This window comes from Solirubrobacter ginsenosidimutans, from assembly GCF_027587205.1.
In genome coordinates this window covers 17,958-43,176 of record NZ_JAPDOD010000038.1, presented here as the reverse complement: position 1 = coordinate 43,176, position 25,219 = coordinate 17,958, and the positions used below count along the sequence as shown (strand labels likewise).

Annotated in this window: 19 protein-coding genes; 15 read left to right on the top strand and 4 right to left on the bottom strand. The window is 71.2% G+C overall.

The features are described 5' to 3' along the window. Positions 1-12 precede the first annotated feature (12 nt). The 8 genes from OM076_RS31335 (at position 13) to OM076_RS31300 (ending at position 11,205) form a co-directional block, all read left to right on the top strand. Positions 13-1,776 carry an arylsulfotransferase family protein gene (locus OM076_RS31335; protein WP_270044076.1) on the top strand — a complete coding sequence of 588 codons (1,764 nt, stop codon included), beginning with the start codon at positions 13-15 and terminating at the stop codon, positions 1,774-1,776. Positions 1,777-1,931: 155 nt separating this feature from the next. After that, a complete protein-coding gene (locus OM076_RS31330) occupies positions 1,932-2,408 on the top strand; it encodes a chemotaxis protein CheW (protein ID WP_270044075.1) in 477 nt (158 codons plus the stop codon). 17 nt (positions 2,409-2,425) lie between these two features. Further along, the gene (locus OM076_RS31325) at positions 2,426-3,619 is read left to right on the top strand and encodes a CheR family methyltransferase (RefSeq protein WP_270044074.1); all 1,194 of its coding nucleotides are present in this window, start codon (positions 2,426-2,428) and stop codon (positions 3,617-3,619) included. Next, complete coding sequence (locus OM076_RS31320; RefSeq protein ID WP_270044073.1) at positions 3,616-4,149, top strand: chemotaxis protein CheW; 534 nt, start codon at positions 3,616-3,618, stop codon at positions 4,147-4,149. The genes OM076_RS31325 and OM076_RS31320 overlap by 4 nt, the downstream gene beginning before the upstream one ends. A gap of 13 nt (positions 4,150-4,162) precedes the next feature. Next, on the top strand, positions 4,163-5,662 hold the full coding sequence (locus tag OM076_RS31315) for a HAMP domain-containing methyl-accepting chemotaxis protein (RefSeq protein WP_270044072.1): 1,500 nt from the start codon (positions 4,163-4,165) through the stop codon (positions 5,660-5,662). Beyond that, positions 5,649-7,811, top strand: coding sequence for a hybrid sensor histidine kinase/response regulator (locus tag OM076_RS31310; RefSeq protein WP_270044071.1), 2,163 nt, complete (start codon positions 5,649-5,651; stop codon positions 7,809-7,811). The genes OM076_RS31315 and OM076_RS31310 overlap by 14 nt, the downstream gene beginning before the upstream one ends. Beyond that, positions 7,808-8,848 (top strand): chemotaxis-specific protein-glutamate methyltransferase CheB, encoded by a 1,041-nt coding sequence (cheB, locus tag OM076_RS31305; RefSeq protein WP_270044070.1) that lies wholly within the window; start codon positions 7,808-7,810, stop codon positions 8,846-8,848. Before OM076_RS31310 ends, cheB begins: the two co-directional genes overlap by 4 nt. Then, positions 8,845-11,205 carry an ATP-binding response regulator gene (locus OM076_RS31300; RefSeq protein ID WP_270044069.1) on the top strand — a complete coding sequence of 787 codons (2,361 nt, stop codon included), beginning with the start codon at positions 8,845-8,847 and terminating at the stop codon, positions 11,203-11,205. The genes cheB and OM076_RS31300 overlap by 4 nt, the downstream gene beginning before the upstream one ends. Here OM076_RS31300 and rlmN read toward each other — a convergent pair. Continuing rightward, positions 11,147-12,175 (bottom strand): dual-specificity RNA methyltransferase RlmN, encoded by a 1,029-nt coding sequence (gene rlmN, locus OM076_RS31295; RefSeq protein ID WP_270044068.1) that lies wholly within the window; start codon positions 12,173-12,175, stop codon positions 11,147-11,149. The two genes, OM076_RS31300 and rlmN, sit on opposite strands and share 59 nt — an antisense overlap. A gap of 26 nt (positions 12,176-12,201) precedes the next feature. On the opposite strand from rlmN, the gene OM076_RS31290 reads away from it, so the two are divergent. Further along, positions 12,202-12,900, top strand: a complete 699-nt coding sequence (locus tag OM076_RS31290) for a pseudouridine synthase (RefSeq protein WP_270044067.1) — start codon at positions 12,202-12,204, stop codon at positions 12,898-12,900. Beyond that, positions 12,901-13,275, top strand: coding sequence for a chorismate mutase (gene aroH / locus OM076_RS31285; protein WP_270044066.1), 375 nt, complete (start codon positions 12,901-12,903; stop codon positions 13,273-13,275). It begins immediately after the preceding gene. Between the two features lies 1 nt (position 13,276). Here the strand turns inward: aroH and OM076_RS31280 are convergent, their stop codons facing one another. Together OM076_RS31280 and OM076_RS31275 are read right to left on the bottom strand one after the other, a co-directional pair. Then, a complete protein-coding gene (locus OM076_RS31280; protein ID WP_270044065.1) occupies positions 13,277-14,137 on the bottom strand; it encodes an ABC transporter permease in 861 nt (286 codons plus the stop codon). Further along, positions 14,134-15,081 (bottom strand): ATP-binding cassette domain-containing protein, encoded by a 948-nt coding sequence (locus OM076_RS31275; protein WP_270044064.1) that lies wholly within the window; start codon positions 15,079-15,081, stop codon positions 14,134-14,136. The genes OM076_RS31280 and OM076_RS31275 overlap by 4 nt, the downstream gene beginning before the upstream one ends. A 32-nt stretch (positions 15,082-15,113) precedes the next feature. Here OM076_RS31275 and OM076_RS31270 point away from each other — a divergent pair, with 32 nt between their 5' ends. The 5 genes from OM076_RS31270 (at position 15,114) to aroA (ending at position 20,794) form a co-directional block, all read left to right on the top strand. After that, complete coding sequence (locus OM076_RS31270) at positions 15,114-15,839, top strand: TetR/AcrR family transcriptional regulator (protein WP_270044063.1); 726 nt, start codon at positions 15,114-15,116, stop codon at positions 15,837-15,839. An 11-nt stretch (positions 15,840-15,850) separates the two neighbouring features. Beyond that, positions 15,851-16,930, top strand: a complete 1,080-nt coding sequence (gene hisC, locus OM076_RS31265; RefSeq protein WP_270044062.1) for a histidinol-phosphate transaminase — start codon at positions 15,851-15,853, stop codon at positions 16,928-16,930. A 208-nt stretch (positions 16,931-17,138) separates the two neighbouring features. Next, the gene (gene aroF / locus OM076_RS31260) at positions 17,139-18,170 is read left to right on the top strand and encodes a 3-deoxy-7-phosphoheptulonate synthase (RefSeq protein WP_372518100.1); all 1,032 of its coding nucleotides are present in this window, start codon (positions 17,139-17,141) and stop codon (positions 18,168-18,170) included. Further along, a complete protein-coding gene (locus OM076_RS31255) occupies positions 18,167-19,234 on the top strand; it encodes a prephenate dehydrogenase/arogenate dehydrogenase family protein (RefSeq protein WP_270044060.1) in 1,068 nt (355 codons plus the stop codon). The genes aroF and OM076_RS31255 overlap by 4 nt, the downstream gene beginning before the upstream one ends. 255 nt (positions 19,235-19,489) lie before the next feature. After that, complete coding sequence (aroA, locus tag OM076_RS31250; protein WP_270044059.1) at positions 19,490-20,794, top strand: 3-phosphoshikimate 1-carboxyvinyltransferase; 1,305 nt, start codon at positions 19,490-19,492, stop codon at positions 20,792-20,794. A gap of 126 nt (positions 20,795-20,920) precedes the next feature. On the opposite strand, the gene OM076_RS31245 is transcribed toward aroA, so the two are convergent. Further along, positions 20,921-25,219 (bottom strand): ThuA domain-containing protein, encoded by a 4,299-nt coding sequence (locus OM076_RS31245; RefSeq protein ID WP_270044058.1) that lies wholly within the window; start codon positions 25,217-25,219, stop codon positions 20,921-20,923.

Sequence of the window (25,219 nt, the reverse complement as noted above, 5' to 3'; positions counted from 1 at the left end):
TTGCGAGCGGTCGTGCGGAAACTGATCCTCGCGCTCGGCGCGATGGCGGCCGTGTGCTGCCTCTCATTCATCGGCCTGGCCCAGGCGCAGACACCCCCGGTGACCTTCTCGGTCTATCCGGTCCCCGGGACGCTCACGGCGTCCGCCAAGACCCAGATCAGCTTCCGCGGCGGCGACCCGGCGACGCTCGGGACGATCACCGTGAAGGGATCGAAGAGCGGCACCCACGCCGGGACGCTGAAGCCGCACTCCGACGGGCTCGGCGCCAGCTTCGTGCCCACCAAGCCGTTCACGGCGAACGAGAAGGTCACCGTCACGACGGACGACCAGATCGTCGGGACCGCCGCCGGCGACTACTCGTTCTCGATCGGCGAGAGCACCGGGCGCAAGAACCGCCCCGTCGAGGGCGCGATGGTCGGCAACGGCACCGTCCAGGGCTTCAAGACCCGCCGCGACCTCGCGCCGCCGTCGCTCACGGTGACCACCAACAAGCCCGGCACCGCACCCGGGCTGATCTTCCTGGCCCCGAAGGGCGGACGTGGCCAGGACGGCCCGATGATCGTCGACAACAGCGGCAAGCTGATCTGGTTCAAGCCGATGGAGGGCAAGCTCGCGGCTGACTTCCGCGTGCAGACCTACAACGGCCAGCCGGTGCTGACGTGGTGGGAGGGCGTGCTCTACGGCGGCGACGGCGACGGCGTCGGCCAGATCCTCGACTCGTCCTACACGCCGATCGCGCAGGTCCACGCCGGCAACGGCTACTCGTTCGACATCCACGAGTTCACGATCACGCCGCAGAACACCGCGCTGGTGATCGCCTACGAGCGCGACAAGCGCGACCTGCGCAAGTGGGGCGGTCGCAAGGACGCGCGCGTCGTCGACAACATCATCCAGGAGATCGACCTCAAGACCGGCCTCGTGCTGTTCGAGTGGCACAGCTTCGGCAACGTCTCGCCCGCCGACTCCTACACGCCGCCCCCGAAGGAGAACGGGTTCGAGTGGGAGTACTTCCACGCCAACGCGGTCACCATCGACACGGACGGCAACTTCCTCGTCTCCGGCCGCAACGTGTCGACGATCTACAAGATCAACCGCGCGACCGGCAAGATCATGTGGCGGCTCGGCGGCAAGCACTCCGACTTCAAGCTCGGCAAGGGCGTGCGGTTCGATTACCAGCACAACATCCGCCGTCAGGCCGACGGCACGCTGACGCTGTTCGACAACTCCGCGGCCCCGCCGACGAAGAAGGCCTCGCGCGCGATCACCATCCGCCTCGACGAGCAGGCCAAGACCGCGACGCTCGTCAACGCGTTCACCCACCCGGACAAGCTGCTCTCCTCCAGCCAAGGCAACAACGAGCGCCTGCCCAACGGCGACGAGTTCGTCGGCTGGGGCTCGCAGCGCTACTTCACCGAGTTCAGCCCGACGGGTGAGGTGCTCTTCGACGGCCACCTCGCCAAGGGCAACGACAACTACCGCGCCTTCCGGTACGAGTGGAGCGGCCGCCCGACCACGCCGCCGAAGGCCATCGCGAGCACCAAGAGCGGCAGCATCACCGCGACGGTGAGCTGGAACGGCGCCACCGGCGTGGCCCGCTGGGAGCTGCTCGCCGGCGCCGACGCGAACACGCTCGCCCCGATCGGGTCGGCCAACCGCGCCGGCTTCGAGACCTCGATCACCGCGAAGTCCACCGCCGCCGTCGTCGCCCTGCGCGCCTACGACGCCGCCGGCAACGTGCTCGGCACGAGCCCGGCGATCACACCCACCCGAGCCTGACTCATTGCTCAGCGCGCGGACGCGTAAGTCCGCGCGCTGACTTGGGGATATACCCCAGCCGAAATCCGGCGCGCTGTGCTCTCATGCGGGATTCGCGCGCGCGCCGCGATGAACCGGCTCCGCGGTGTCTCGGACCGCGCTATACCGACCGCGGAATGGGGCGCGAACGCAGCGCTGGAGACGATGTCGAGCTCGTCGCCGTGGTCGTCGGCGGGCAAAGTTGGGCATTTCCGCTGGCGGCCGTCGCGCGGGTCGTCGGCATGGTCGCGGTGTCCCCGCTGCCTGAGTCGCCGATGGGGATCCGAGGGGCGGTCAATGTCGGCGGAGAGATCGTGCCGGTCCTCGATCTCGATCTGCGCATCGGGCGTCCCACCACTGAGCGCGGTCCGAGCGCACGCCTCGTCCTGGCACGCACGAACACGCGCCGCGTCGCCCTGCCGGTCGACGACGTCCTCGGCGTGATCTCCATCGAGCGCGGCCGGATCGGCCCGCCGGTCGAGCAGTCACCGGCGCCGATGGCGGGCGTGGCGTCACTCGAGGACGGCGTGCTCGCGATCTACGACCTCGATGCCTTCCTCACCGCCGACGACGAGGTCGCGCTCGACGCGGCGCTCACGGGAGCAGCGCGCTGACGCTCCCGGGCGACGTCATGGACGAGGCCCGGACGCTCGTGCGCGACCGGCTCGGGCTCGACTTCCCCGCGCGCCGTGAGGCGGATCTCGAGCGCGCGCTCGACGGCGCCACCGACGCGCCGCGCGAGCTGCTGGACGCGCTGCGCGCGCAGCCGACCACCGATCCGCGCTGGCGCGCGCTGATCCGCGCATTGACGATCCAGGAGAGCTACTTCTTCCGCGACGCGGCGCTGTACGCCGCCCTGGTCGAGCGCGTGCTGCCCGACCTGATCGCCCAGCGCCGCGCGGCGGGCGACCTGCGCCTGTCGCTCTGGAGCGCGGGTTGCGCCGCGGGACAGGAGCCGTACTCGCTCGCGATGGTGGTCGACCGCCTGCTCCCCGATCGCACCGGCTGGCGGGTGTCGATCCAGGCCTCAGACCTCGACACGCACGCGCTCGAGGTCGCCCGCTCCGGCGTCTACGGCGACTGGGCGCTGCGCGACCTGCCCGTCTGGGCGCGCGGCCACTTCGACTCGCGCGATCCCAGGCGCCACGTCGTCGACGAGCGGATCCGCGCGATGGTGCAGTTCGCGCCGCTGAACCTCGCGACCGAGGCCTACCCCGGCTCGCTGGACCTGATCGTCTGCCGCAACGTCCTGATGTACCTGGCCGACGACATCCGCCACGAGGCCGTGGTGCGGCTCGGGCGGGCGCTCGCGCCCGAGGGCTGGCTGGTGGTGAGCCCGCTGGACTCCACGCCCGCGTCCGAGGCGAACCTGCTGGCGCCGGTGGAGCTCGCCGGTGTCCGGCTGCTGCGCCGGCGCGACAGCGCTCCACCGGTGCCCACCCAAGCCCAACCGGACCAGCGCAAGACGCCCGCCGCGCCCCCGCTCGAGTCCGCGCTCCAGCGCGCCCGCGCGGCCGCCGACCGCGGCCAGCTCGACGACGCCATCGCCCTCTGCCTGCAGGCGCTCCGCGACGACCCGCTCGACGCCGAGGCGCACCTGCTGACCGCCGCCGTCGAGGAGGAGCGCGGGGATCTGCCCGCCGCGATCGCCGCCGTCCGACGCGCGATCTACAGCGAGCCCGACTCGGCCAATGCCCACTTCCGGCTCGGCTCGCTGCTGTTGCGTCGCGGCGACGAGGAGTCCGGCCGCCGCAGCCTCACGACCGCCGCCGAGCTCTTCGGCGAGCACGCGCCCGCCTCGCTCCTGGCCCGGGTCGAGCGATGACGCAGACGTTCGATTGGGACCTGGCCCGCGAGCGCCTGGCGGCGGCGCGCCGCGCCCTCGTCGAGACTCAGACGCCCGAGGAGGAGCGCGCTGTGCTGGCCGAGCGCGCGCGCCTGCTCGCGATTCCCCCCGCCGCCGACACCGGCGACGCCGGCCGTGACTACGTGCGGATCACGCTCTGCGGCGACCGCTTCGCGCTCGCGGCGGAGCACGTGCTCGAAGCGACGCCGTTGGGAAGCCCGACGCCGGTGCCCGGCACGCCCGGCTTCCTCCTGGGCGTGGTCAACCATCGCGGGCGCGTGCTGCCGGTGATGGATCTGCGCCGCCAGCTCGTCCCGCACGGCGACCCAAGCGCCGAGCTGACCCAGACCGTCGCGGTGGCCGTCGACGGCATGACGTTCGGGATCGCGGCCGAAACCGTGGAGCAGACCACGCGCGAGCGGGTGCAGGACCTCGACCGCGACCTCGTGACCGTATTGGACCTGGAAGCGCTCGCCGCGGACCCGCGGCTGCGCATCGACGACGAATGAAAGAGATGCCGTGATGCGCAACCAGACGATCGGCCGGCGGATCGCCGCCGGATACGGCGTGGTGCTCGTGCTGATGCTCGGGACCGCGGTGTTCGCGATCCTCTCGTTGCGCTCCTCCCGCGAGAACTTCACCTCCGCGGTCGCGACGCTGCAGGACCGCGCCCTCGGCGGAACTGAGTCGCTTCAGGGCCTGGACGCGTCGTCGGTCGCGATGACGAGCTACCTCCTGACCGGCCGCGCCGCGACGATCGACACGCTCGAGGAGCGCTTCAAGGTGGCCCGCGCGGCCGCGGTCGGCGTGCGCGAGTCCAGCACGACGCCCGCGCAGGTCTCCGGCTGGTCGGAGGTCGTCCGCCAGCTCGACCAGTGGCACACCGCCGTCCAAAACGCTGTCGACCTCAAGCGGTCAGGTGACGACGCCGGGGCGCTGAAGGCCTACAACGAGAACGTCATCCCGGTCCGCTCGTCGATGCGCAACCTGGCCGTCGACCTCGTCGCGGCGGAGCGCAAGCGGTCAGGGACGACCGCCACGGAGGCGGCCGACGACGCGCTGCGCTCGATCTGGCTGCTCGTCGCAGTGGCCGCCGCGGCGATGATCCTCGGGGTCCTGATCGCCTGGGGGCTCGGGCGCGCGGTCACCCGCCACCTGCACGACGCGGTCGCCACGATCGCGTCGGCCTCCACCGGCATCCTCGCCGCCACCGCGCAGCAGGCCAGCGGCGCGGCGGAGGAGGAGACCGCGATCCACCAGACGACCGCGACCGCCGACGAGGTCAGACAGACCGTGGCGCTGACGACCGAGAAGGCGCGGCTCGTAGCCAAGGACGTGCGCGAGACGGCGGAGATCTCGCGCGACGGCCGGCGCGCCGTCGACGAGAGCGTGCGCGGCACGCAAGAGGCGCGGGCGCGGATGGAGGCGCTGGCGGAGCGCATCCTCACGCTCTCCGACCAGGCGCAGGCGATCGGCGAGATCGTCCGCACCGTCAACGGGCTCGCGGAGCAGTCGAACCTGCTCAGCGTCAACGCGGGCATCGAAGCCGCCAAGGCGGGGGACGCGGGGCGCGGCTTCGCCGTCGTCGCCTCCGAGGTGAAGTCGCTGGCCGAGCAGTCGCGCCAGGCGACGTCGCAGATCCGCGACATCCTGAGCGAGATCCAGGGTGCGACGCAGGCCGCCGTGATGGCCGCCGAGCAGGGCGTCAAGGCCAGTGAGGCGGGCGAGGCGATCACGACCGAGGCGGGCGAGGCGATCCGCCAGCTGGGCGACCGGCTCGCGCAGGCCGCGGACTCCGCCCAGCAGATCCTCGCGTCCTCCCAGCAGCAGATGACCGGGGTCGACCAGGTCGCGCTGGCGATGCAGAACATCCGCGAGGCGTCGTCGCAGAACATGGCCGCGACCCGCCAGGTCGAGCAGGCCGCGCGCGAGCTCGACAACCTCTCCAAGCGCCTCACCGACCTCGTCTCGCCGAACGGTCGCCGCGACCGCACGCTCGCGGGGGCGTATGCCGAGGCGTGACTCGGAGCTGATGGCGCGGCTGCTTGCGACGTTCGCCGTCGAGGCCGACGAGCACCTGGTCGCGCTCCGCCGCCACCTGCTGGAGCTGTCCGCCGAGCGGCCGGAGGAGGAGGCCCGGGCGCTGGTCGAGTCGACCTTTCGCGACATGCACACGCTCAAGGGCGCGGCGCGGTCCGTGGGTCAGCGCGACGTCGAGCGCCTCTGCGCGAGCTGTGAGGCGCTGCTGAGCGTCCTCAAGCGCTCGGAAACCCTGCCGGGCGAGGCGGTGATCTCCCTGCTCGACGAGGCGGTCGCGGCGATCGCGGTGCTCGTCGCGAGCGGCCCGGGGACGCCCGTGCCGCCGGACCTTCTGGAGCGCCTGGACCGCGCGGTGATCGACCCGGATGACATCGCGCCGCAGCCGAAGCGTGCACCGGAACCCGAACCCGAGCCCGAGCCGGCGGCGGAGCCGGATGCGCCGGTTGCCGTCCCCGGGCCCGCGGTCGCGGCCAAGCGCGCCGCGACGATCCGGATGGCGACCGACGACCTCGACGTCCTCCTGCGGCGGGGCGAGGAGTTGCTGGCGATCAAGCTCGCCGCGGACGAGTGGGTCACCGGCGCCGAGGCGTTCCACGAGCGGCTGCGCCACGCCCATCGCGCCGAGGACCCGCTGGCCGAGATCCGCGCGCTGGAAGCGACCGCGCGCGCGATGGTCACCGGGCTGCGGCGCGACCGGCGCTCGATCGCGGGCGCCGTAGACGGCCTGCTCGAGCAGGCCCAGCGCGTGCGCATGATGCCCGCCTCCAGCGTGCTCGACCTGCTGCCGCTGATGGTCCGCGACCTCGCGCAGAGCCAGGACAAGCGCGTCGAGTTCTCCGCCACCGGCGGCGAGCTGCGGGTCGACCGGCGGGTGCTGGAGGCGATCAAGGGCCCGCTCATCCACATGGTGCGCAACGCCGTCGACCACGGCCTTGAGCCCGCAGACGAGCGCACCGCGCTGGGCAAGCCCGCGATCGGCCGCCTCACGGCCACGGTCCGCCCCCTCGAACGCGGCCGCGTCGAGTTCGTCCTCACCGACGACGGCCGCGGGATCGACGCGCAGCGCGTCCAGGACGCCGCCCGCCGCGCGCGGATCGCGGTTCCGGCGTCCGAGGAGGAGGCGCTGGCGCTCGTCTTCCGCTCGGGGTTGAGCACGAGCTTCGTCATCACCGACGTGTCCGGCCACGGGCTCGGGCTGGCGATCGTCAAGGAGCAGGTCACCAAGCTCGGCGGCGAGGTCCAGCTCGACACCCGCCCGGGCGAGGGCACGACGATCCGGCTGATCGCGCCCGCGACGATCGCGACCTTCCGCGGCCTGCTGGTGCGCGCCGGCGAGCAGCGCTTCCTCCTGCCGATCGAGAACGTCGACCGCGCGATCGCCCCCGAGCCGCTGACCCAGGGCGGGCAGCTGAAGATCCGCTACGAGGGCGAGCTGCTGCCGTGCGCGCCGCTGGCGAACCTGCTCGGGATCGAGGCGTCGCACGCTCCGAGCGAGCGACTCGCGTGCGCGATCCTCAATGCTGGCGGACAGCGGGCCGGCGTCCTCGTCGACGAGATCGTCGGCGACCGCGAGGTGCTCGTGAAGGACTTCGAGCCGCCGCTGATCCGCGTGCGCAACGTCGCCGCCGCGGGGTTGCTCGGCGCCGGCGAGCTGGTCCTCGTCCTGCGCCCGGCCGACCTCGTCGCGGGTGCGGCCGAGGCGCGGACGATCGCTGACACGAGCCCCGAGATCGCCGAGCCCGCGCCGGAGCCCGACGGCCCGCCGTGGGTGCTCGTCGTCGACGACGCCGTCACCACCCGCGCGATGGAGCGCGGCCTGCTCGAGCTCGCCGGCTACCAGGTCAAGGTCGCCGTCGACGGGCTCGACGCGTGGACGACGCTCAAGAGCGAGCGCTTCGATCTCGTCGTCTCCGACGTCGACATGCCGCGCATGAACGGCTTCGAGCTCACCCAGCGCATCCGCGCCGACGAGCGCCTGCAGGACCTTCCGGTGGTGCTCGTCAGCGCGCTCGAGGCGCGCGAGGACAAGGAGCGCGGGATCGAGGTGGGCGCGAACGCCTACGTCGTCAAGTCGAGCTTCGAGCAGTCCAACCTGCTCGAGATCATCAACCGGCTCGGGGTCAGGCCATGATCCGGGTGCTGCTGGCCGAGGACTCCGCGGTCACCCGCGCCTACCTCAGCTACCTGCTGGAGGACGACCCGGGCATCGAGGTCGTCGGCGCCGCCAAGGACGGGCGCGAAGCGGTCGAGCTGGCCGCCAGCCTGCGCCCGGACGTGATCCTGATGGACGTCCACATGCCCAACGTGGACGGCTACGAGGCGACGCGCCAGATCATGGCGAGCACGCCCACGCCGATCGTGATGGCGACCGCGAGCTCCAGCCAGTCCGAGACCCGCGGCGGCTTCACGGCGCTTGAGGCGGGCGCGCTGATCCTGCTCTCGAAGCCACCGGCACTGTGGGACGAGGGGCATGAGGAGTCGGCCGCGGAGCTCCTGCGCACGCTGAAGCTGATGGCCGAGGTCAAGGTCGTCCGCCGCTGGAACGGGCGCCAGGTGAACGGCACGCATCCGTCCAACCGCTTCCCGCGCCCGCACGAGGCGAAGGTGGTCGCGATCGGCGCCTCGACCGGCGGCCCGCAGGCGATCTCCGCGATCCTGGCCGCGCTGCCGGGCACGCTCGGCGTCCCGGTGCTGCTCGTCCAGCACATCTCCGACGGGTTCATCGATGGGTTCGTCGAATGGCTGGGCACGCGGACGCCGATGGAGGTGGTGGTCGCGAGCCAGGGCGAGGCGTTGCGGGCGGGGACCGTGCACGTCGCGGGCGGCGGCCGTCACATGACGGTCACGCGCGACGGGCGCCTCAACCTCGACCATGGACCCCCGATGAACGGGTTCCGGCCATCGATCAGCAGGCTCTTCAGCTCGGTCGCGTCGACCTGCGGGCGTGAGGCGGTCGGCATCCTGTTGACCGGCATGGGCCGCGACGGCGCCGACGGCCTGCGGCAGATGCGCGACGCCGGCGGCCTGACGATCGCCCAGGACGAGGCGTCGAGCGTCATCTTCGGCATGCCCGGCGAGGCCGTCCGCCTCAAGGCGGCGTGCGAGGTGCTTCCTCCCGCCGCGATCGCGGAGGCGCTATGGGCCGTCGAGATGGAGCGGGTGCGATGAGCGAGATCCTGGTCGTCGAGGACAGCCCGACCCAGCGCGAGCAGCTGCTGTTCCTCCTGCAGCGCGCCGGCTACGAGACGATCGCGGCGCCCGACGGTGCGGCCGCCCTGGACATCGCGCATTCGCGCCATCCAGCGCTCGTGCTGACCGACGTCGTGATGCCGCGGATGGACGGCTACACGCTGTGCCGCGCGATCAAGGCCGACCCGGTGCTGCACGACACCCCGGTGATCCTGCTCACCTCGCTCACCAGCCCGCAGGACGTGATCGAGGGCCTCGCCTGCGGCGCCGACAACTTCGTCCGCAAGCCGTACGAGAGCGCGTCGCTGCTCGCGCGCGTCCAGCGCTGCCTGGCCGACGGCGTCGAGCGCAGCCGCGTGCCCGCCGCCGCGACGGTGGGCGCCGAGCGCGAGCAGGTGCTCGAGTTCCTCTTCTCCACGTTCGAGGAGACGGTTCACCTCGACGACGAGCTGACCCGCTCCTACCAGTCGCTGGACCTCCTCTACCGCCTCGCCGAGGGCCTGAACCGCTCCTCGACGCAGCACGAGGTGGTGCTCGAGGCGCTGGCACGGGCGCTCGAGCTGCCCGGCGTGCGCGGCGCGTGGATGGAGGTCGAGGGCGACCGCCTCGCGGGCGGGGCGGGGACGTGCTCGCGGATGACCTCGCTCGACCAGGCGCCGCCGGTGGACTTCACGGTCGAGCTGCGCAGCGGCGGCGGCGGGCTCGGCCGGCTCCAGCTCGTCGGCCCCGACGAGCGCCTGCTGGACGACGACGAGCTGCGCACGCTGGACGCGTTCGGCATCCAGGTCGGCGCGGCGCTGGATCGCGCGCTGCTGCAGGAGCACCTCGAGCGGCGGGTGCAGGAGCGCACCGCCGAGCTCTCGGCCGAGGTCGCGGCGCGCCAGCGGGCGGAGGAGGCCGTGCGCGCGATGGCGGCGATCGTCGAGTCCGCCGACGACGGGATGGTGCGGCTCGGCACCGACGGCCGGATCCAGACCTGGAACCGCGGCGCCGCGCGGATGTACGGCTACGTGGGCGACGAGGCGGTCGGCAACTCGATCGAGCTCGTGGCCTCACCCGACGAGGTCGACGAGCTGCGCTCGATCATCTCCCGCGTCGCGTGGGGCGAGTCGGTCGTGGGGCACGAGATGGTGCGCCTGACGCGCGACGGGAAGGAGATCGAGGTCAGCCTGACGCTCTCCCCGGTCCGCGACGCCGACGGCGCGGTCGTGGCGATCGCGGAGATCGCCCGCGACATCACCGCCCGTAAGGAGCTCGAGCGGGCGCTGCTGCAATCCCAGAAGCTCGATTCGGTCGGGCGGCTCGCGGGCGGCATCGCGCACGACTTCAACAACCTGATGACCGGCGTGATCGGGTTCTCCGAGCTCGCCCTGCCACAGCTCGACGAACCGCAGCGGACCTTCATCGAGGAGGCCAAGCGGGCGGGCGAGCGGGCGACCGAGCTCACCCAGCGGCTGCTGGCCTTCGGGCGCCGGCAGACCCTGCGGCCCAAGCCGATGGACCTCAACACCGTCGTGGCGGAGATGGAGACGCTGCTGGCGCGGCTGATCGGCGAGCAGATCGACATGGCGCTCGAGCTCGATCCCGCACCGTGCCCGCTCGTGGCCGATCGCAGCCAGCTCGAACAGGTCGTGATGAACCTCGCGATCAACGCCCGCGACGCGATGGACGGCCGCGGAAAGCTGCGGATCGCCACCGTGGCGAACGACGAGGGCCACGTGCGCCTGAGCGTGACCGACACCGGGACGGGCATGGACGCCGAGACCCAGACGAAGATCTTCGAGCCCTTCTTCACCACCAAGGAGGAGGGCAAGGGCACGGGCCTCGGCCTGTCGACGGTCTTCGGGATCGTCCACCAGAGCGGCGGGCGGATCGCCGTCGACAGCCGTCTCGAGCGCGGCACGACGTTCACGATCTTCCTCCCGCGCGGCGGCGAAGCGCTGGGGGAGGCCGACGCGGCGCAGCCCGCCGAGACGCCCGAGCGCGGCTCAGGTTCGGTGCTCGTCGTCGAGGACGACGACTCGATCCGCGCGCTGATGCGGGCCGTGCTGGAGCCGGCGGGCTACGAGGTGCGGCTGGCGGCCGGGGGGGAGGAGGCGCTCAACGGCGCCGACGCCGACCTGTTGATCACGGACATCCTGATGCCCGGCATGAACGGGCGCGAACTGGCCACGCGCATCACCGAGCGCGCTCCGGAGACGCACGTGCTGTTCATCTCGGGCTATACGGGCAAGGACACGCGGCTCCAGGACGGCGAGCGCTTCCTCGCCAAGCCGTTCACGCCGAGTGCGTTGCTGGAGCAGGTGCAGGCGCTGCTGACGGCTGATCGGTCTTAGCGGCGAGCTGGCCGCACGCGGCGTCGATGTCGCGCCCGCGGGTCAGGCGGACCGTCGCACGGAGCCCGTGCTCCTCGAGCGCGGCCTTGAACGCGTCGATCGAGTTCCGGGACGACCCGTCGTAGATGCTGTCGGTCGGGTTGTACGGGATCAGGTTGAGCTTGTAGATCTTCGGGTCCAGCAGCTGGGCGAGCTGGACGGCCTGCGCGTAGCCGTCGTTGACACCCGCAAGCATCACGTACTCGATGAAGATCTGACGGCGCTTTTTTACGTAATGGGCCTCGCAGGCATCGAGAACTTCGCGGATGGAGAAGCGCTCGTTGACGGGCATGATCTTCGAGCGCAGCGCGTCCTCGGGAGCGTGCAGGGAGAGCGCGAGGCGGATCGGCATGTCGCTCTCGGTGAGGCGCTGGATGCCGGGGACCCAGCCGACGGTCGAGATGCCGGTGCGGCGGTGGGTGATGCCGACGTCGGGCAGCTTGCTCGACGCGGCGAGCACGTTGTCCAGGTTCATCATCGGCTCGCCCATCCCCATGAAGACGAGGTGGTCGACCGGCTCGATGCGGCGGAAGTGCAGCACCTGGTCGAGGATCTCGGCCGCGGTCAGGTTGCGGCCGAACTTCATCGTCCCGGTGGCGCAGAACGTGCACGTGAGCGGGCAGCCGGACTGCGAGGAGACGCAGATCGAGCGGCGGCCGTCGCGGTAGCGCATCAGCACGGCCTCGACGGCGCGGCCGTCGTGGGTGTGGAAGAGCGCCTTGACGGTGCCGTCTGACGCGTGCGCTTCCTTGACCAACTCCAGCGTGGAGAAGGGGACGGCTTCGTGCAGGCGGGCGCGCAGCGCCGCCGGCAGGTCCGTCATCTCGTCGTAGCCGTGCGCGCCGTTGGCCGCCCAGCGCCACACCTGGCGCGAGCGGAACGCCGGCTCGCCCGCCTCGGCGAGGGTCCGATCGAGCAACTCGAGATCCACGCCACCTATCGTGGCAGGCCACTCGAATGCGCCTCGCCAAATACCTAGCCCATTCGGGGGTCGCCTCGCGGCGCGCCTCCGAGACGATCATCTTCGACGGCCGCGTGACCGTCGACGGCGCCGTCATCACCGATCCCGCTCGCGACGTGGACGACCTCAACATCGTCAAGGTCGACGGCAAGCGGGTCAAGACCGAAGGCCACGACCGGGTCGTCTACCTCCTGCACAAGCCGCCGAACGTCGTCTCGACGGTCAAGGACCCTGAGGGGCGCCGCACGATCGTGTCGCTGATCCCGAGCAAGGAGCGCCTGTACCCGGTGGGCCGCCTCGACTACGACACGACCGGCCTGATCCTGCTCACCAACGACGGCGACCTCGCCCACCGGCTCACGCACCCCTCCTTCGAGGTGCCGCGGACCTACCGCGCCCGCGTCGCGAACTCGCCGGTGCACGAGCCCGCGATGCGCGCGCTGCGCGAGGGCGTCGAGCTCGAGGATGGCGTGACCGCGCCCGCCAAGGTCCGCAAGATCGCCTCGAACCACCTCGAGCTGACCATCCGCGAAGGCCGCAAGCGCCAGGTCAAGCGCATGCTCGAGGAGGTCGGCCACCCGGTCCTCTCGCTTGAGCGCGTCGCCTTCGGGCCGCTGCGTCTGGGCGAGTTGGAGATGGGCGCCTGGCGCGAGTTGAGCAGGGTGGAGATCGAGCACCTGCGCGAGCTTGGTTGAATGGCGGACATGCGGCTGGTCGCGCTCCGAGGTGCCAACACCGTCACCGAGAACACCGCCGAGGCGATCCTCTCGGCGACGGACGCGCTGATGCGCGAGATCCTGTCCCGCAACGGCCTCGGCGCCGACGACCTCGTGAGCTGCATCTTCACGCTCACGCCGGACCTTGACGCGCAGTTCCCCGCGGTGGCGGCGCGCGAGATGGGTCTCTCGTCCGTCCCCCTGCTGTGCGCCCGCGAGATCCCAGTGCCGGGCGCGCTGCCGCAGGTGATCCGTGTGCTGATCCATGGCTACAAGCCCGACGGGACGACGCCCGAACACGTCTACCTCGGCGACGCGGCCAAGCTGCGCCTGGACCTCCAGGGCGCGCAGTGAGTCATCGACCCATCCGCTGATAGCGGCGGATCGCCAGCGGCACGAAGATCGCCATCAGCACCACGGCCCAGATCAGCGACGTGATCACCGGGTGCTGGAGCGTGAAGACGTCCGGCAGCGGGCCGGTGGGCGAGTGGAAGAGCTGGCGCATCGCCGTGGCCAGCGAGGTCAGCGGGTTGAGCTCCGCGATCTGGCGCAGACCGTCCGGCAGGCCGGCGACCGGCACGAAGATCCCGCTCAGGAACATCGCGGGGAAGATGATCGACATGACGATGCCGTCGGCACCGTCGGGGTCGCGCACCATCAACCCCACCCACACGCCGGCCCAGGTCACGGCGAAGGCCATGAAGAGCAGCAGCGCGAAGGCGCCGGCGGTCTCGACCACGCTGCCGTCCGGCGACCAGCCGACGATCAGGCCGCAGAGCGCGACCACGAGCAGCCCCCCGCACAGCTCGACCAACTCGGCCACCGTGCGGCCGGCGATCACGCTGCCGCGGGCGATCGGGAGCGTCCGGAGCCGGTCCATCAGGCCCGAACGGTTGTCGGAGGCGACGCCGACCGCGATCCCCGGCAGCGTGCCGATCATCGTCTGGGCGAAGATCCCGCTGACCAGGTAGGCGTGGTAGTTCCCGCCGCCTGGGACCTGGATCGCGGAGCCGAAGACGTAGGCGAAGAGCAGGACGAAGACGAGCGGCAGCAGCACCGCGCCGAACGCCTTCTCGGGGATGCGCGGGATGTGGCGCAGGCTGCGGCCGGCCAGCAGCCGGACCTCGTGAAAGGAATGGCTGATACGTGGTGCGCGGAGGACGTGAGCCGCCAGGCGAGCGTCCTCCACGGCATGCGAGCGCGCAGCGCGAGTCATGCCGCGCGTTCGCCGGCCAGCGCGAAGAACGCGTCGTCGAGCGTCGGCTGGCTCAGCGACGCCTCCTCGACCGTCAGGCCCGCTTCCTCGAGCATGTCCAGCGCCGCCTTCAGGTCCTTCGGCCCGTCGGGAGCGGGGATCGAGAGCGTGCGGGCGCGGACGTCCAGCTCCGGATCGAGGCGCTCGAAGACGCGCGCGGCGCCGGCCAGCGCCCCGTCGGCGGGGATCGTCAGGTGCACGCGGCGGTCGCCGACGCGCGCCTTCAGCTGGGCGGGCGTGCCGGCGGCGACGGTCTTCCCGCCGCGGAGCACCACGATCTCGTCGGCCAGGCGATCGGCCTCGTCGAGGTACTGCGTGGTGAGCAGCAGCGCGGCGCCGTCCTGCACCAGGCCTTCGATCGCGCCCCACATCTCGGCTCGGCTCCCCGGGTCGAGGCCCGTCGTGGGCTCGTCGAGGAACACGACCGGGCGATGCACGACCAGGCAGGCCGCCAGGTCGAGCCTGCGCCGCATCCCGCCGGAGTAGGTCCCGACCTGGCGGTCGGCGGCGTGCTCGATGCCGAAGCGGGCGAGCAGGGCCTTGGTGCGGGCGACGGCATCGCCCTTGGACAGCTTCTGCAGACGCCCGAGCAGCGTCAGGTTCTCGCGCCCGGTCAGGCGCTCGTCGAGCGAGGCCTGCTGACCGGCGAGCGAGATGCTCTCGCGCACGGCGCGTGGCTCGCGGGCGACGTCGTGGCCGGCGACCAGCGCGCGGCCGGAGGTGGGGGCGAGGAGCGTGGTGAGGATGCGCACCGCGGTCGTCTTGCCGGCCCCGTTGTGGCCGAGCAGGCCGAGCACGGTGCCCGGCTCGACGGTCAGGTCCAACCCGCTCAGCGCCTCGGTCTCCCCGAAGCGCTTGCCCAGGTCCTCGGTGAGGACCGCAGAGTCTCGTACGTTGTACGACATAGTACGGCGTACGATAGGAGTACACTGTACGTGTGTCAAGAGACGTTGAGCCGAAGGCGCCGATCTGGGCCCGCCCGGAGCCGCGCGGCCGCGGCCAGCGCGGCGGGCTCTCGCGGGCCGAGATCGTCCAGACCGCGCTGAAGATCGCCGACTCGGAGGGCCTGGCGGAGGTGTCGATCCGGCGGCTCGCCCGCGAGCTACGAGCGGGCGCGATGTCGCTCTATCACTACTTCGACTCGCGCGACGAGATCCTCGACCTGATGGGGGACTCGGTCGCCGCGGAGATGCTCGTACCCGAGCTGCCGGCCGACTGGCGCGAGGCGCTGCACGCCATCGCGATGCAGAGCCGCTCGGCGTTCCTCAATCACCGTTGGCTGCTCACGACCCTGCAGGACCGGCCGCGCGTGAGCCCGAACCTGCTGCGCCACATCGAGCAGTCCGCCCAGTCGGTGACCCAACTCGGGGAGCAGGGGCACCCGCCGGAGCTGCTCAGCGGCATCGTGATCGCCGTCGACGACTACACGATCGGCTACACGTACCGGGAGCTCGAGGGCGGCGGCAGCGACGACCGCGGGCGGAGGATGGCGAAGCAGTTCCGCGACGCCTACGACCAGCCGCACGTGCGCTACCTGCTCGAGAGCGGCGAGTTCCCGATGCTCGAACGCTTCGTCAGCATGGGCCAGCCGCTGATCACGCAGCCGTTCGAGGTCGGCCTGAACTGGCTGCTGGACGGCTTCGAGGCCTCGTTGCGCCGATAACCTCTTCTGCGATGGCCATCGAGTACGCCGAGAAGGTCCGCCGCATCCCCGTCTATCCGGCCGCCGACGGGTACGCGTCGGAGGGGCCGATCGCCAAGCTCGCGTCCAACGAGTCGCCCTACCCGCCGATCCCGGCCGTGATCGACGCGGTCACGAAGGCGCTCACCGGCCTCAATCGCTATCCGGACCCGACCAACGCGGCGTTGCGCAAGCGGCTCAGCGAGCGCACCGGCGTCCCCGCGCAGCGGATCGCGGTCGGCAACGGTTCCTGCGACATCCTGCTCGCCGCCGGCGACGCCCTGCTTGAGCCGGGCGCGGAGCTCGTCTACGCGTGGCCGTCCTTCAGCGTCTACCCGCACCTCGCGGCGGCTTCCGGCGCTCGCGCGATCGAGGTGCCGCTGGACGCCAAGCACTACCACCAGCTCGACAAGATGGCCGAGGAGATCACCGTGGCCACGCGCCTGGTGATCGTCTGCAACCCGAACAACCCGACCTCGACGGCGCTGCCGCTGGACGAGATCACCGACTTCGTGAAGTCCGTGCCGCGCCACGTCGCGGTGATCCTCGACGAGGCCTACATCGAGTTCAACGTCCTGCAGGACCCGGACGAGTCGATCGACCTGCTCGACAAGCACCCGAACCTGGTGCTGCTGCGGACCTTCTCGAAGGTCTACGGGCTCTGCGGGCTGCGGGTCGGCTACGCGCTGTGCGGGTCTGAGGACTTCCGGACGGCGGTCGACCAGGTCCGCCAGCCGTTCTTCTGCAACGCCGCCGCGCAGGCCGCGGCGCTTGAGTCCTTGAACCACACCGACGAGGTCACGCGGCGGGTGGAGCGCAACCTGGCCGAGCGGATCGGGCTGATCGACGGGCTGCGCGAGCTCGGCCTCGAGCCCGCGGAGTCGCAGGCCAACTTCGTCTGGTTCGACCTCGGCGAGGAACGTGTGGAGGCCGACGTCATGCGCGGGCTGGCCGAGCGCGGCATCCTCGTCCGCGCCGGCGGGGCGCTCGGGCGCGAAGGCGCGCTGCGGGTGACGGTCGGGACGCAGGCCGAGAACGAGCGCTTCCTGGAAACTCTGGGCGCGCTGTTGTAACCTCGCGGCTCGCGCATGGCTTCGACGCCCGCCATCTCCGCTCTTTCACACCGGAACCGGGCGTTCGGTCGTACCTACGCGTATTCCACCTGGCGATTTAGCTAGGCGCTCGGCCGGCGTGTGATCGCCGCCGCATCAAGGCCCAAGGGTCGAGCGCCGGAGCTCTCACGTCGTATGTTCTAGCCAGGCCTTTCCCAGGAGTACGCAAATGATGATCGTCATGAAGCCGACGGCCACCGAGGAGGACATCCTCTCCGTCATCGACCGCATCGAGAGCTGCGGTGCCAAGGCGCACCCGTCGCGCGGCGAAGAGGTGACCGTGATCGGCGCCGTCGGTGACCGTGAGCACGTGCAGCGGCTCAACCTCGAGCAGCACGCGGGCGTCGAGCAGGTCGTCCCGATCCTGAAGCCCTACAAGCTCTCCTCGCGGCAGTTCGCGGCTCATGGCGAGCGCACGGTGATCGAGATCGACGGGCGACTCATCGGCGGCGACCACTTCTCGATGATCGCCGGGCCGTGCACGGTCGAGTCGCGCGATCAGACGTTGACCACCGCGCACGCCGTCGCCGAGGCGGGCGCCTCGATGTTCCGCGGCGGCGCGTACAAGCCGCGCTCGTCGCCGTACAGCTTCCAGGGGCTCGGTCAAGAGGGCCTGCGGATCCTCGCCGAGGCCAAGGCACAAACCGGCCTGCCGATCGTCACCGAGCTGATGGACGCGCGTGACGTCGAGGCGATCCTCGAGGTCGCCGACGTCATCCAGGTCGGCGCGCGCAACATGCAGAACTACCCGCTGCTGGCCGAGATCGGGCGCACCGGCAAACCGGTCCTGATCAAGCGCGGGCTCTCCTCGACGCTCGAAGAGCTGCTGATGGCGGCGGAATACGTCTTGAAGGAGGGCAACCCGAACGTGATGCTGTGCGAGCGCGGCATCCGCACCTTCGAGACCGCGTACCGCTTCACGCTCGACATCATGGCCATCCCGATGCTCAAGGAGCTCTCGCATCTCCCGGTGATCGTCGACCCGTCGCACGCCCCGGGCCGGCGCGACATGGTCCTCCCGCTGTCGCTCGCCGCGGCCGCCGCGGGCGCGGACGGCATCATCGTCGAGGTGCACCCGAACCCCGAAGAGGCCATCTGCGACGGACCGCAGCAGATCTACAGCGACGCGTTCGGCGCGTACCTGGAACAGGTCGAGCGGGCGGCGGCGGTGGCCGGCAAGGTCCTGAGCGCCGCCGCGTGAAGGTCGCCGTCGTCGGCGTGGGGCTGATCGGTGGCTCGATCGGCTTGGCCGCCCGCCAGCGCCTCGGGGCGCACGTGAGCGGCTACGACCCGTCGGCGGCGGCGCGTGAGACCGCGATCGCCCGCGGAGCCGTGATCGAGGCCCACGGCTCCGTCGAGGCGGCGGTCGAGGGCGCGGACTTCGCCTTTGTCGCGGCGCCGGTGCAGTCGCTGGCCGCGATGGTCTCCTCGGTGCTGGAGGTGGCGGCCGACTCGTGCGTCGTCACGGACGTCGGGTCGGTCAAGCGGGCGGTCGCGGGTGCGATCGAGGACCCGCGCTTCATCGGCGGGCATCCACTGGCGGGTGCGGAGACCTCCGGCGTCGAACACGCCCGCGCCGATCTCTTCCAGGACGCCACCTGGTACCTGACGCCCACCACGGTGACCCGCGGCGTGGCCTACGAGCGGCTGCACCGGCTGATCACCCGCATCGGCGCGTGGCCGACGGCGATCGAGCCCGACACCCACGACGTCGTCATGGCCTCGGTCTCGCACCTCCCGCACGTATTGGCCAACGTGCTGGTGGCGCAGGCCGCGCGGGTGCTGAGCGCCGAGGGCGAGCGCCTGCCCGCCACCGGCCCGTCCTTCCGCGACGTGACCCGCGTGGCGGGCGCCAACTCCGTCGTGTGGGGCGGGATCTACCGCGCCAACGCCGACGCCCTGGTGGCCGCGATCGACGACATGGTCGGGCGGTTGACCAGCTTCCGCGACCAGCTCGCCTCCGGCGACGACGCCGGCATCCGCGAGTGGAACGAGTCCGCCCGCGAGGACCGCCGGCGCCTGCTCGAGTCCGACCTGGCGGGCGGCGAGGTCCACGAACTGCGGGTGCTCGTCCCCAACCGCCCGGGCATCGTGGCCGAGATCGCCTTGGCCCTGGGGCGTGCCACCATCGACATCGTCGACATGGGCCTCTATCCCTCTTCAGGCTCGCACGGTACGGTCGCCTTGTGGATACGAGGCGGCGTGGTCGCCGAGCAAGCTGAACGATTGGTCCGGGACCTCGGATTGGAGGTGGCTCGCGCATGACAACGACTCGGCCTTCGGCCTCGCGTTGTTGGGACGTCGCCCAGGGGGCGACCTCCCGGGCCGTGGGGGCTCCGTCGTGACCGGCGCTGATTCCACCGATCCCCCGCGCGGACGGGCGCGGCTGCGTGTCGTTCCGCCGCCGCCGGACGATCAGCCCCTAGACGAGACCGCGCCGCTGCGCGCCGTTCCGTCGCTCCGTCTTGTCCCGCCGTCGCGGCCTGTGCTGCCGCCCGATGACCCGCCGCGAGGTGCCGCGTGAACCGCCGTTTCGATCCATCCGGTCCACTCCGCGGGTCGCTGCGTGCGCCCGGCGACAAGTCGATGTCACATCGCGCGGCGCTGTTCGGCGCGATGTGCGACGAGCCCGTACGGGTCACCGGCTACCTCGAGGCCGCTGACACCTACTCGACGCTCAACGCCGTGCGCGCGTGCGGTGCGCTGGTCGAGGAGGGCGCCGACCGCGGCACGCTGACGATCCGCGGCGCCGGCCTGCGCGCGGCGGCCGAGGCGCACATCGACGTCGGCAATGCCGGCACGCTGATGCGGCTCGCGCCCGGCTGGCTCGCGGGCCAGCCCGGCGGCGAGTGGTCGTTCGACGGCGACGCGTCGATCCGCCGGCGCCCCGTCGACCGCGTGGCGATCCCGCTGCGGCAGATGGGTGCCTGGATCGAGACGACCGACGACCGCTTCGCCCCGTTCACGGTGCACGGCATGCCGCTGCGTGGCATCGAGTACGAGCTGCCCGTCGCTTCGGCGCAGATCAAGTCGTGCGTGCTGATGGCGGGCCTGCTCGCGTCCGGCACGACGACCGTGATCGAGTCCGAGCCGAGCCGCGACCACACCGAGCGCCTGCTCGCCCGCGCGGGTGTGCGCATCACCCGCGACGGCGACCGGATCGAGCTGACCCAGCACGACGAGCTCGAGCTGGGCGACATCCACGTGCCGGGCGACCCGTCCTCGGCCGCGTTCCACATCGCAGCGGCGATCCTCGTCAAGGGCTCGCGGATCGTCATCACCGACATGAGCGCGAACTGGACGCGGACGGGGTTCGTGCGGATCGCCGAGCGGATGGGCGCGGTCGTCATCGGCGACCTCGAGAAGCCCAACCCGGGCACGATCGCCCGCGACGAGCCCGTGTGCGAGGTCGACGTCGCCTCCGGCCCGCTGAAGGGCACGACCGTCGAGCCGCACGAGGTCCCGCTCGCGATCGACGAGCTGCCGCTGGTCGCCTTGCTCGGGTGCTTCGCCGAGGGCGAGACCGTCGTCACCGGCGCCCAGGAGCTGCGGGTCAAGGAGTCCGACCGGATCGCGACCGTCGTCGACGGCCTGCGCGGCCTCGGCGCCCACATCGAGGCCACCGAGGACGGCTTCGTCGTCACCGGCAACGGCGGCCTGCGCGGCGGCACCCTCGAAGCCCACGGCGACCACCGCCTCGCGATGCTCGGCGCGGTCGCCGGCCTCGCCTCCCGCGACGGCGTCGAAGTCGTCGGCATGGACGCGGCCGCCGTGTCCTACCCGGGCTTCGAATCCGACCTCGCCTCCCTCCTAAAGCCCACCTAAGGGGCCTGGCCCCTTAGGTGGGCTTTAGATCGCTTTCGGCGTCACGGCGTGGGTTCCGCGGCGAGCGCCTACCTAAACGCCACCTAAGGGGTCAGACCCCTTAGGTGGGCTTTAGGTTTCGCTAGCTCACGGTGTCGTGGTCGCCAGCGTGAACGTCAGCGTCTTGCCGTAGCTGCCCGTGCGCAACGCGTCGGCGGCCGCGATCGCCTGTTGGAACGTCACGGCCACGGCGTCGTTGGCCACCGGGGCGGCGTAGGTGAGCACCGCCGTCGGCGCCGCGGAGCCGCCGACCGGAGCGAACGCGCCGCCCGTCCCGCCCGGGCTGACAGCCCGCACGGACAGCGGCGTGGGCAGCGAGAACGTCCCGTTGACCAGGCGGCCGGTCGCGTTCGAGCTGGGATCGGAGACGCTCAACACAGCGTCACCCGCGCTCGAGACGACGTTCGCCGTCGTCCCGGCGGTGTACGTCCGCGCCACGCCCGGCGTGAACGCGCCAAACGCGGCGGGGGTGCCGAGTGACAGCGCCAAGGTCGCCGGCACGGTGGCACCGACGGTCCCCGGCGCGGTGGTCTTGACCACGGTGACGCCGTTGCCGTTGAACCCGGCCCAGTTCAGGTTGAACAGGTTGGCGCCGGTCGCACCGCCACTCACCGTGCGGAACACGAAGAACAGCTCGTGCTTGCCGGTCATCGCGATCGGGAACGTCTGGCTCGCCCACGTGGCCGTCCCGCCCGTCGACACCAGACTCGCCGTCGTCAGGATCGGGCCGGTGATCGAGTCCTGGCGGACCTCGATCGCCGCGAGCGGCGAGCCGGCCGTGCGCCCACCCGCCGCGTCCGCGTAGCGGAACGTGACCGACTCGATCCCGAACAGGTTGAACGGGCCGTTGAGCTGCACCCAGTCGCCCGCGCCGAGACCGGAGCGGTGCACACCGGCGCCGCCGTCGGTGTTGGTGGCCGTGTTGGTGCCCGACTGGGCCACGACGTGCTCGACCTCCTGGCGCTTCTGCCGCGTCTGGATCTGGCCGGTGCCCGTCAGCGACGGGACGCCGCCGGCCGCGCCCTTGTCGGCGTACGTCGCGCTGATGACGCCGAACACGTTGCCGCCGTGCGCCACGTCGTCGGCCTCGGTCGGCAGGAACCCGGTGCAGCCGGTGGTGGACGCCTCCGCGTGGCCATGGGTGTCATGCCCGAGGACGAACGTCACCTGGATGTCCTTGCAGTCGATCGAGGCGTCCTCCGGGTCGGTGACGACGACCTTGAACTGCAGCTCGTCCCCGAAGGAGAACAGCCCGCCGTCCAGCGGCGCGACGACCTCCACCTTCGGCGTCGTGTTGCCCGACGTGATGACCGTGCTGGTGGTGGTCTTCTCACCGGAGGAGTCGAGCACCGTCAGCGTGGCGGTGAACCGCCCGCGCGCCGTGTAGACATGCGTCGGATTCGGCTCGGTCGACTTCGCCGTGCCGTCGCCGAAGTCCCATTCGAAGCGGATCGAGTCACCCGGATCCTCGTCGAGCGACCCCGCGCTCGAGAAGTTGACCGTCAGCGGCGACGCGCCATCCGTGCGATCCGTGGTGAGCACCGCCTTTGGCGGCCGCTTGCCCTTGACGTACTCCCACTTGTACATGCCGGCGTCCGGGCTGATGACGTTGAACCCGTTGCCGTAGGTGAGCAGGTAGAACGCGCCGTCCGCGCCCCACTGCATGTCCATGGGGTTGTCGCACTCGAACTGGAACGTGCCCGCCGCGGTGTTCGCGCGGCTGCCGCAGTCCAGGAACCCGTTGATCTTGAAGATCCGGTTCTGGTCGTCGAGCTTGGCCTCACGCAGCGTGTCCTGCGTCCACTCGCCGAAGATCACCGAGTCGTCGTAGTACGGCGGGAACTTCTTCGGGTTCGGGTTGCTCGGCTCGTAGTTGTACTTCGTCATGCCGTGCGGGCCGACGCCCCCGGTGTAGAGCTCCGGGAACAGCCGCGGGCACTCGGTCGTCGAGCCGGGCGCGATCGCCCCCGGGGTGGGCGAGTAGTAGGCGAAGCAGGGCGTGCCCAGCGGCGCCGCGGCCAGGTTGTCGCGGTACGAGTACCAGATGTCCGGGTCGGTGACCGGCGGCACGTCGACCAGGCCGGGCTCCACGGACGGGCCGCCCTCGAGGTTCCAGCGCGAGTCGTTGTGCTGCGCAGGGCCGTCGCACTCGTGCACTTGCGCCGGGGTGTTCAGCGGCGTGCCCGCCGAGGTGGTGTTCGGCGCGAACTCGTGGAAGTTCCACTTGTAGTAGGGGAGATCGCGCTTGTAACAGGTCGGCCAGCCGTAGTTGGACGGCTTGCGCACGATCTCGTAGCGGCCGGTGCCCGACGGGCCGCGCGAGCGCTGCTGCGCGTTCGCGTCCGGCGAGTAGTCGCTGATGTACGCGACGTCGTTCTCGTCGACCTGGATGCGGAACGGGTTGCGGAAGCCCATGGCGTAGACCTCGGGCCGCGTCTTGGCCTGCGGCGCGCCCGCGACGAGCGGGAACAGGTTGCCGCTCGGGATCGTGTACGCGCCACCCGCGCCGAGGTCGGCCTTGTTCTGGTCGGCCGCGGTGATCGTGTCCTTGACCTTGACGCGCAGGATCTTGCCGCGCAGGTCGTTGGTGTTCTGCGACGTGCGCCGCGCGTCGCCGGTCAGCCGCTGATACCAGCCGCCGGGAGCGGCGGTCGCCGTGGTGAGCGTCGGCGACGTGCCCGTGAGCGCCGCGCCGTCACCGGTGATCTGCGCCTGGTCGGACTGCTGCAGCGCCCGGCGGAAGAACACGTTGACGTTGGCCGTGTTCACCGGCCCGCCACTGGTCTGGATATCGTCGGCGCCGACGTTGGGCAGCGCCTCCAGCGCCGCGTCGATCTGGGCGCTCGTCGCGTTGTAGGCGATCGGCGCCGTCGTGGAGCCGTTGAAGCTCAGCGTGAACGTGCCGCCGGTCGCGTTGGTGGCGCGGACGGTCTGCTGCTCGTCGGTGAGCTGGTCGTTGAACGGGCCGTAGCCGCCCGCGTTGACGCCGCCCGCGGGCGTGTCATCGCCGGTGACCATCCACATGTTGCCGTGCTTGTCGAAGTCGATGTCACCCGCGACGTGGCAGCACTCCTGGCGGTTGTTGGTGACCCGCATGATCTGCTGCTCGGTGCTCAGGTCCAGCCGCGGACCGGCTGCGTCCTCGACGAACTTGAAGCGCGAGAGCTGGAAGTAGCCGACGTAGGGATCCCACGCGGTCTTCGAGGCCGCCGTCGCGGGCGGGTTCGTCGTCGGCGTGGTCTGCGTGACGATCGAGCCGTCGGAGAGCTTGACGTCCTGGACCGTCATCGGCGAGTAGAAGAGGTACACCCACTTGTTGGTGGCGAAGTTCGCGTCGACGGCCGGGCCGTAGAGGCCGTCCTCGCCGTTGGTGTAGATCCGCTGCGTGGTAGGCAGGCTGGTGCTCGTGAAGTCGGCGATCACGGTGCTGGTGCCGGCGACCGGATCGTGCAGGCGCAGGGTTCCCAGGCGCGCGGTCTGGATCACGCGGCCGTCCGGGAGCTGGTCGAAGCCGACCGGCTCGTTGAGGTTCGGCGGAGCCGAGATCTTCGTCTGCTGGTAGTTCTTGAGCACGGTGGCGCCGCAGTCGCTGTAGACCGGATCGCTTACCCCGGCGGCCCAGTTGATCGCGCCCTTGAGGTGCGCCGTGAGGGTCGCGTCGAACGCCTCGGGCGTGTTCCCGAGTGCCGTGTAGAACGAGCGCCCGCCCTGGTAGTCCTTGCAGAACGAGACGGGATGGTTCGCGCCCATCGTGCCGCCCGCGATGCCGTCGAGCACCGCGCCCTGCGGCTGCGGGCCGAACGGGTCCTCGACGACCGACGCCAGGACGTGCGAGACGCCGCGGACATTCGTCGCGAGGTTGTACCAATGGTCGGTCCGCTCCCAGTAGAGCGGCAGCGGCTTGCTCGCGTCATGGACGCGGTCGAAGACCTTGACCGTGCCCGACTGCGCCGCGGTGCGGCTCGCCGCGCGGGTGCCGAGGGCGTTGGACAGGAACTGCCACGCCGGATCGGTCTCGATCGCCGAGCCGATCCCGACGAACCCGCCGCCCTTGCGGAAGTACGCCTCGAAGACCGTGCGCTGCGCGTCGGTCAGCGGGCTGGCTACGCCCGTGTTGAGGAACACGACCGCGCGGTAGATCTCCAGGTTCGCCGGCGTGAATTCAGCGCCGACGGCGGCCGGCGCGGGCGCCGTGACGGTGAACGCCCCGCCCGAACCCGCCGTGTTGATCGCCGCCAGTCCGGCCGTCGTGAGTGCGTCCTGCGTACTCGTGACCACGAGCACCTTCGGCGCCTCCGCGGCTTGCGCCTTGGGCTTCGCGGACGCCGTGGCCGGCACGACCAGGGCCAGGCTCAACAGAGCCAGGCCGATGCTTCCCCTCCCCAT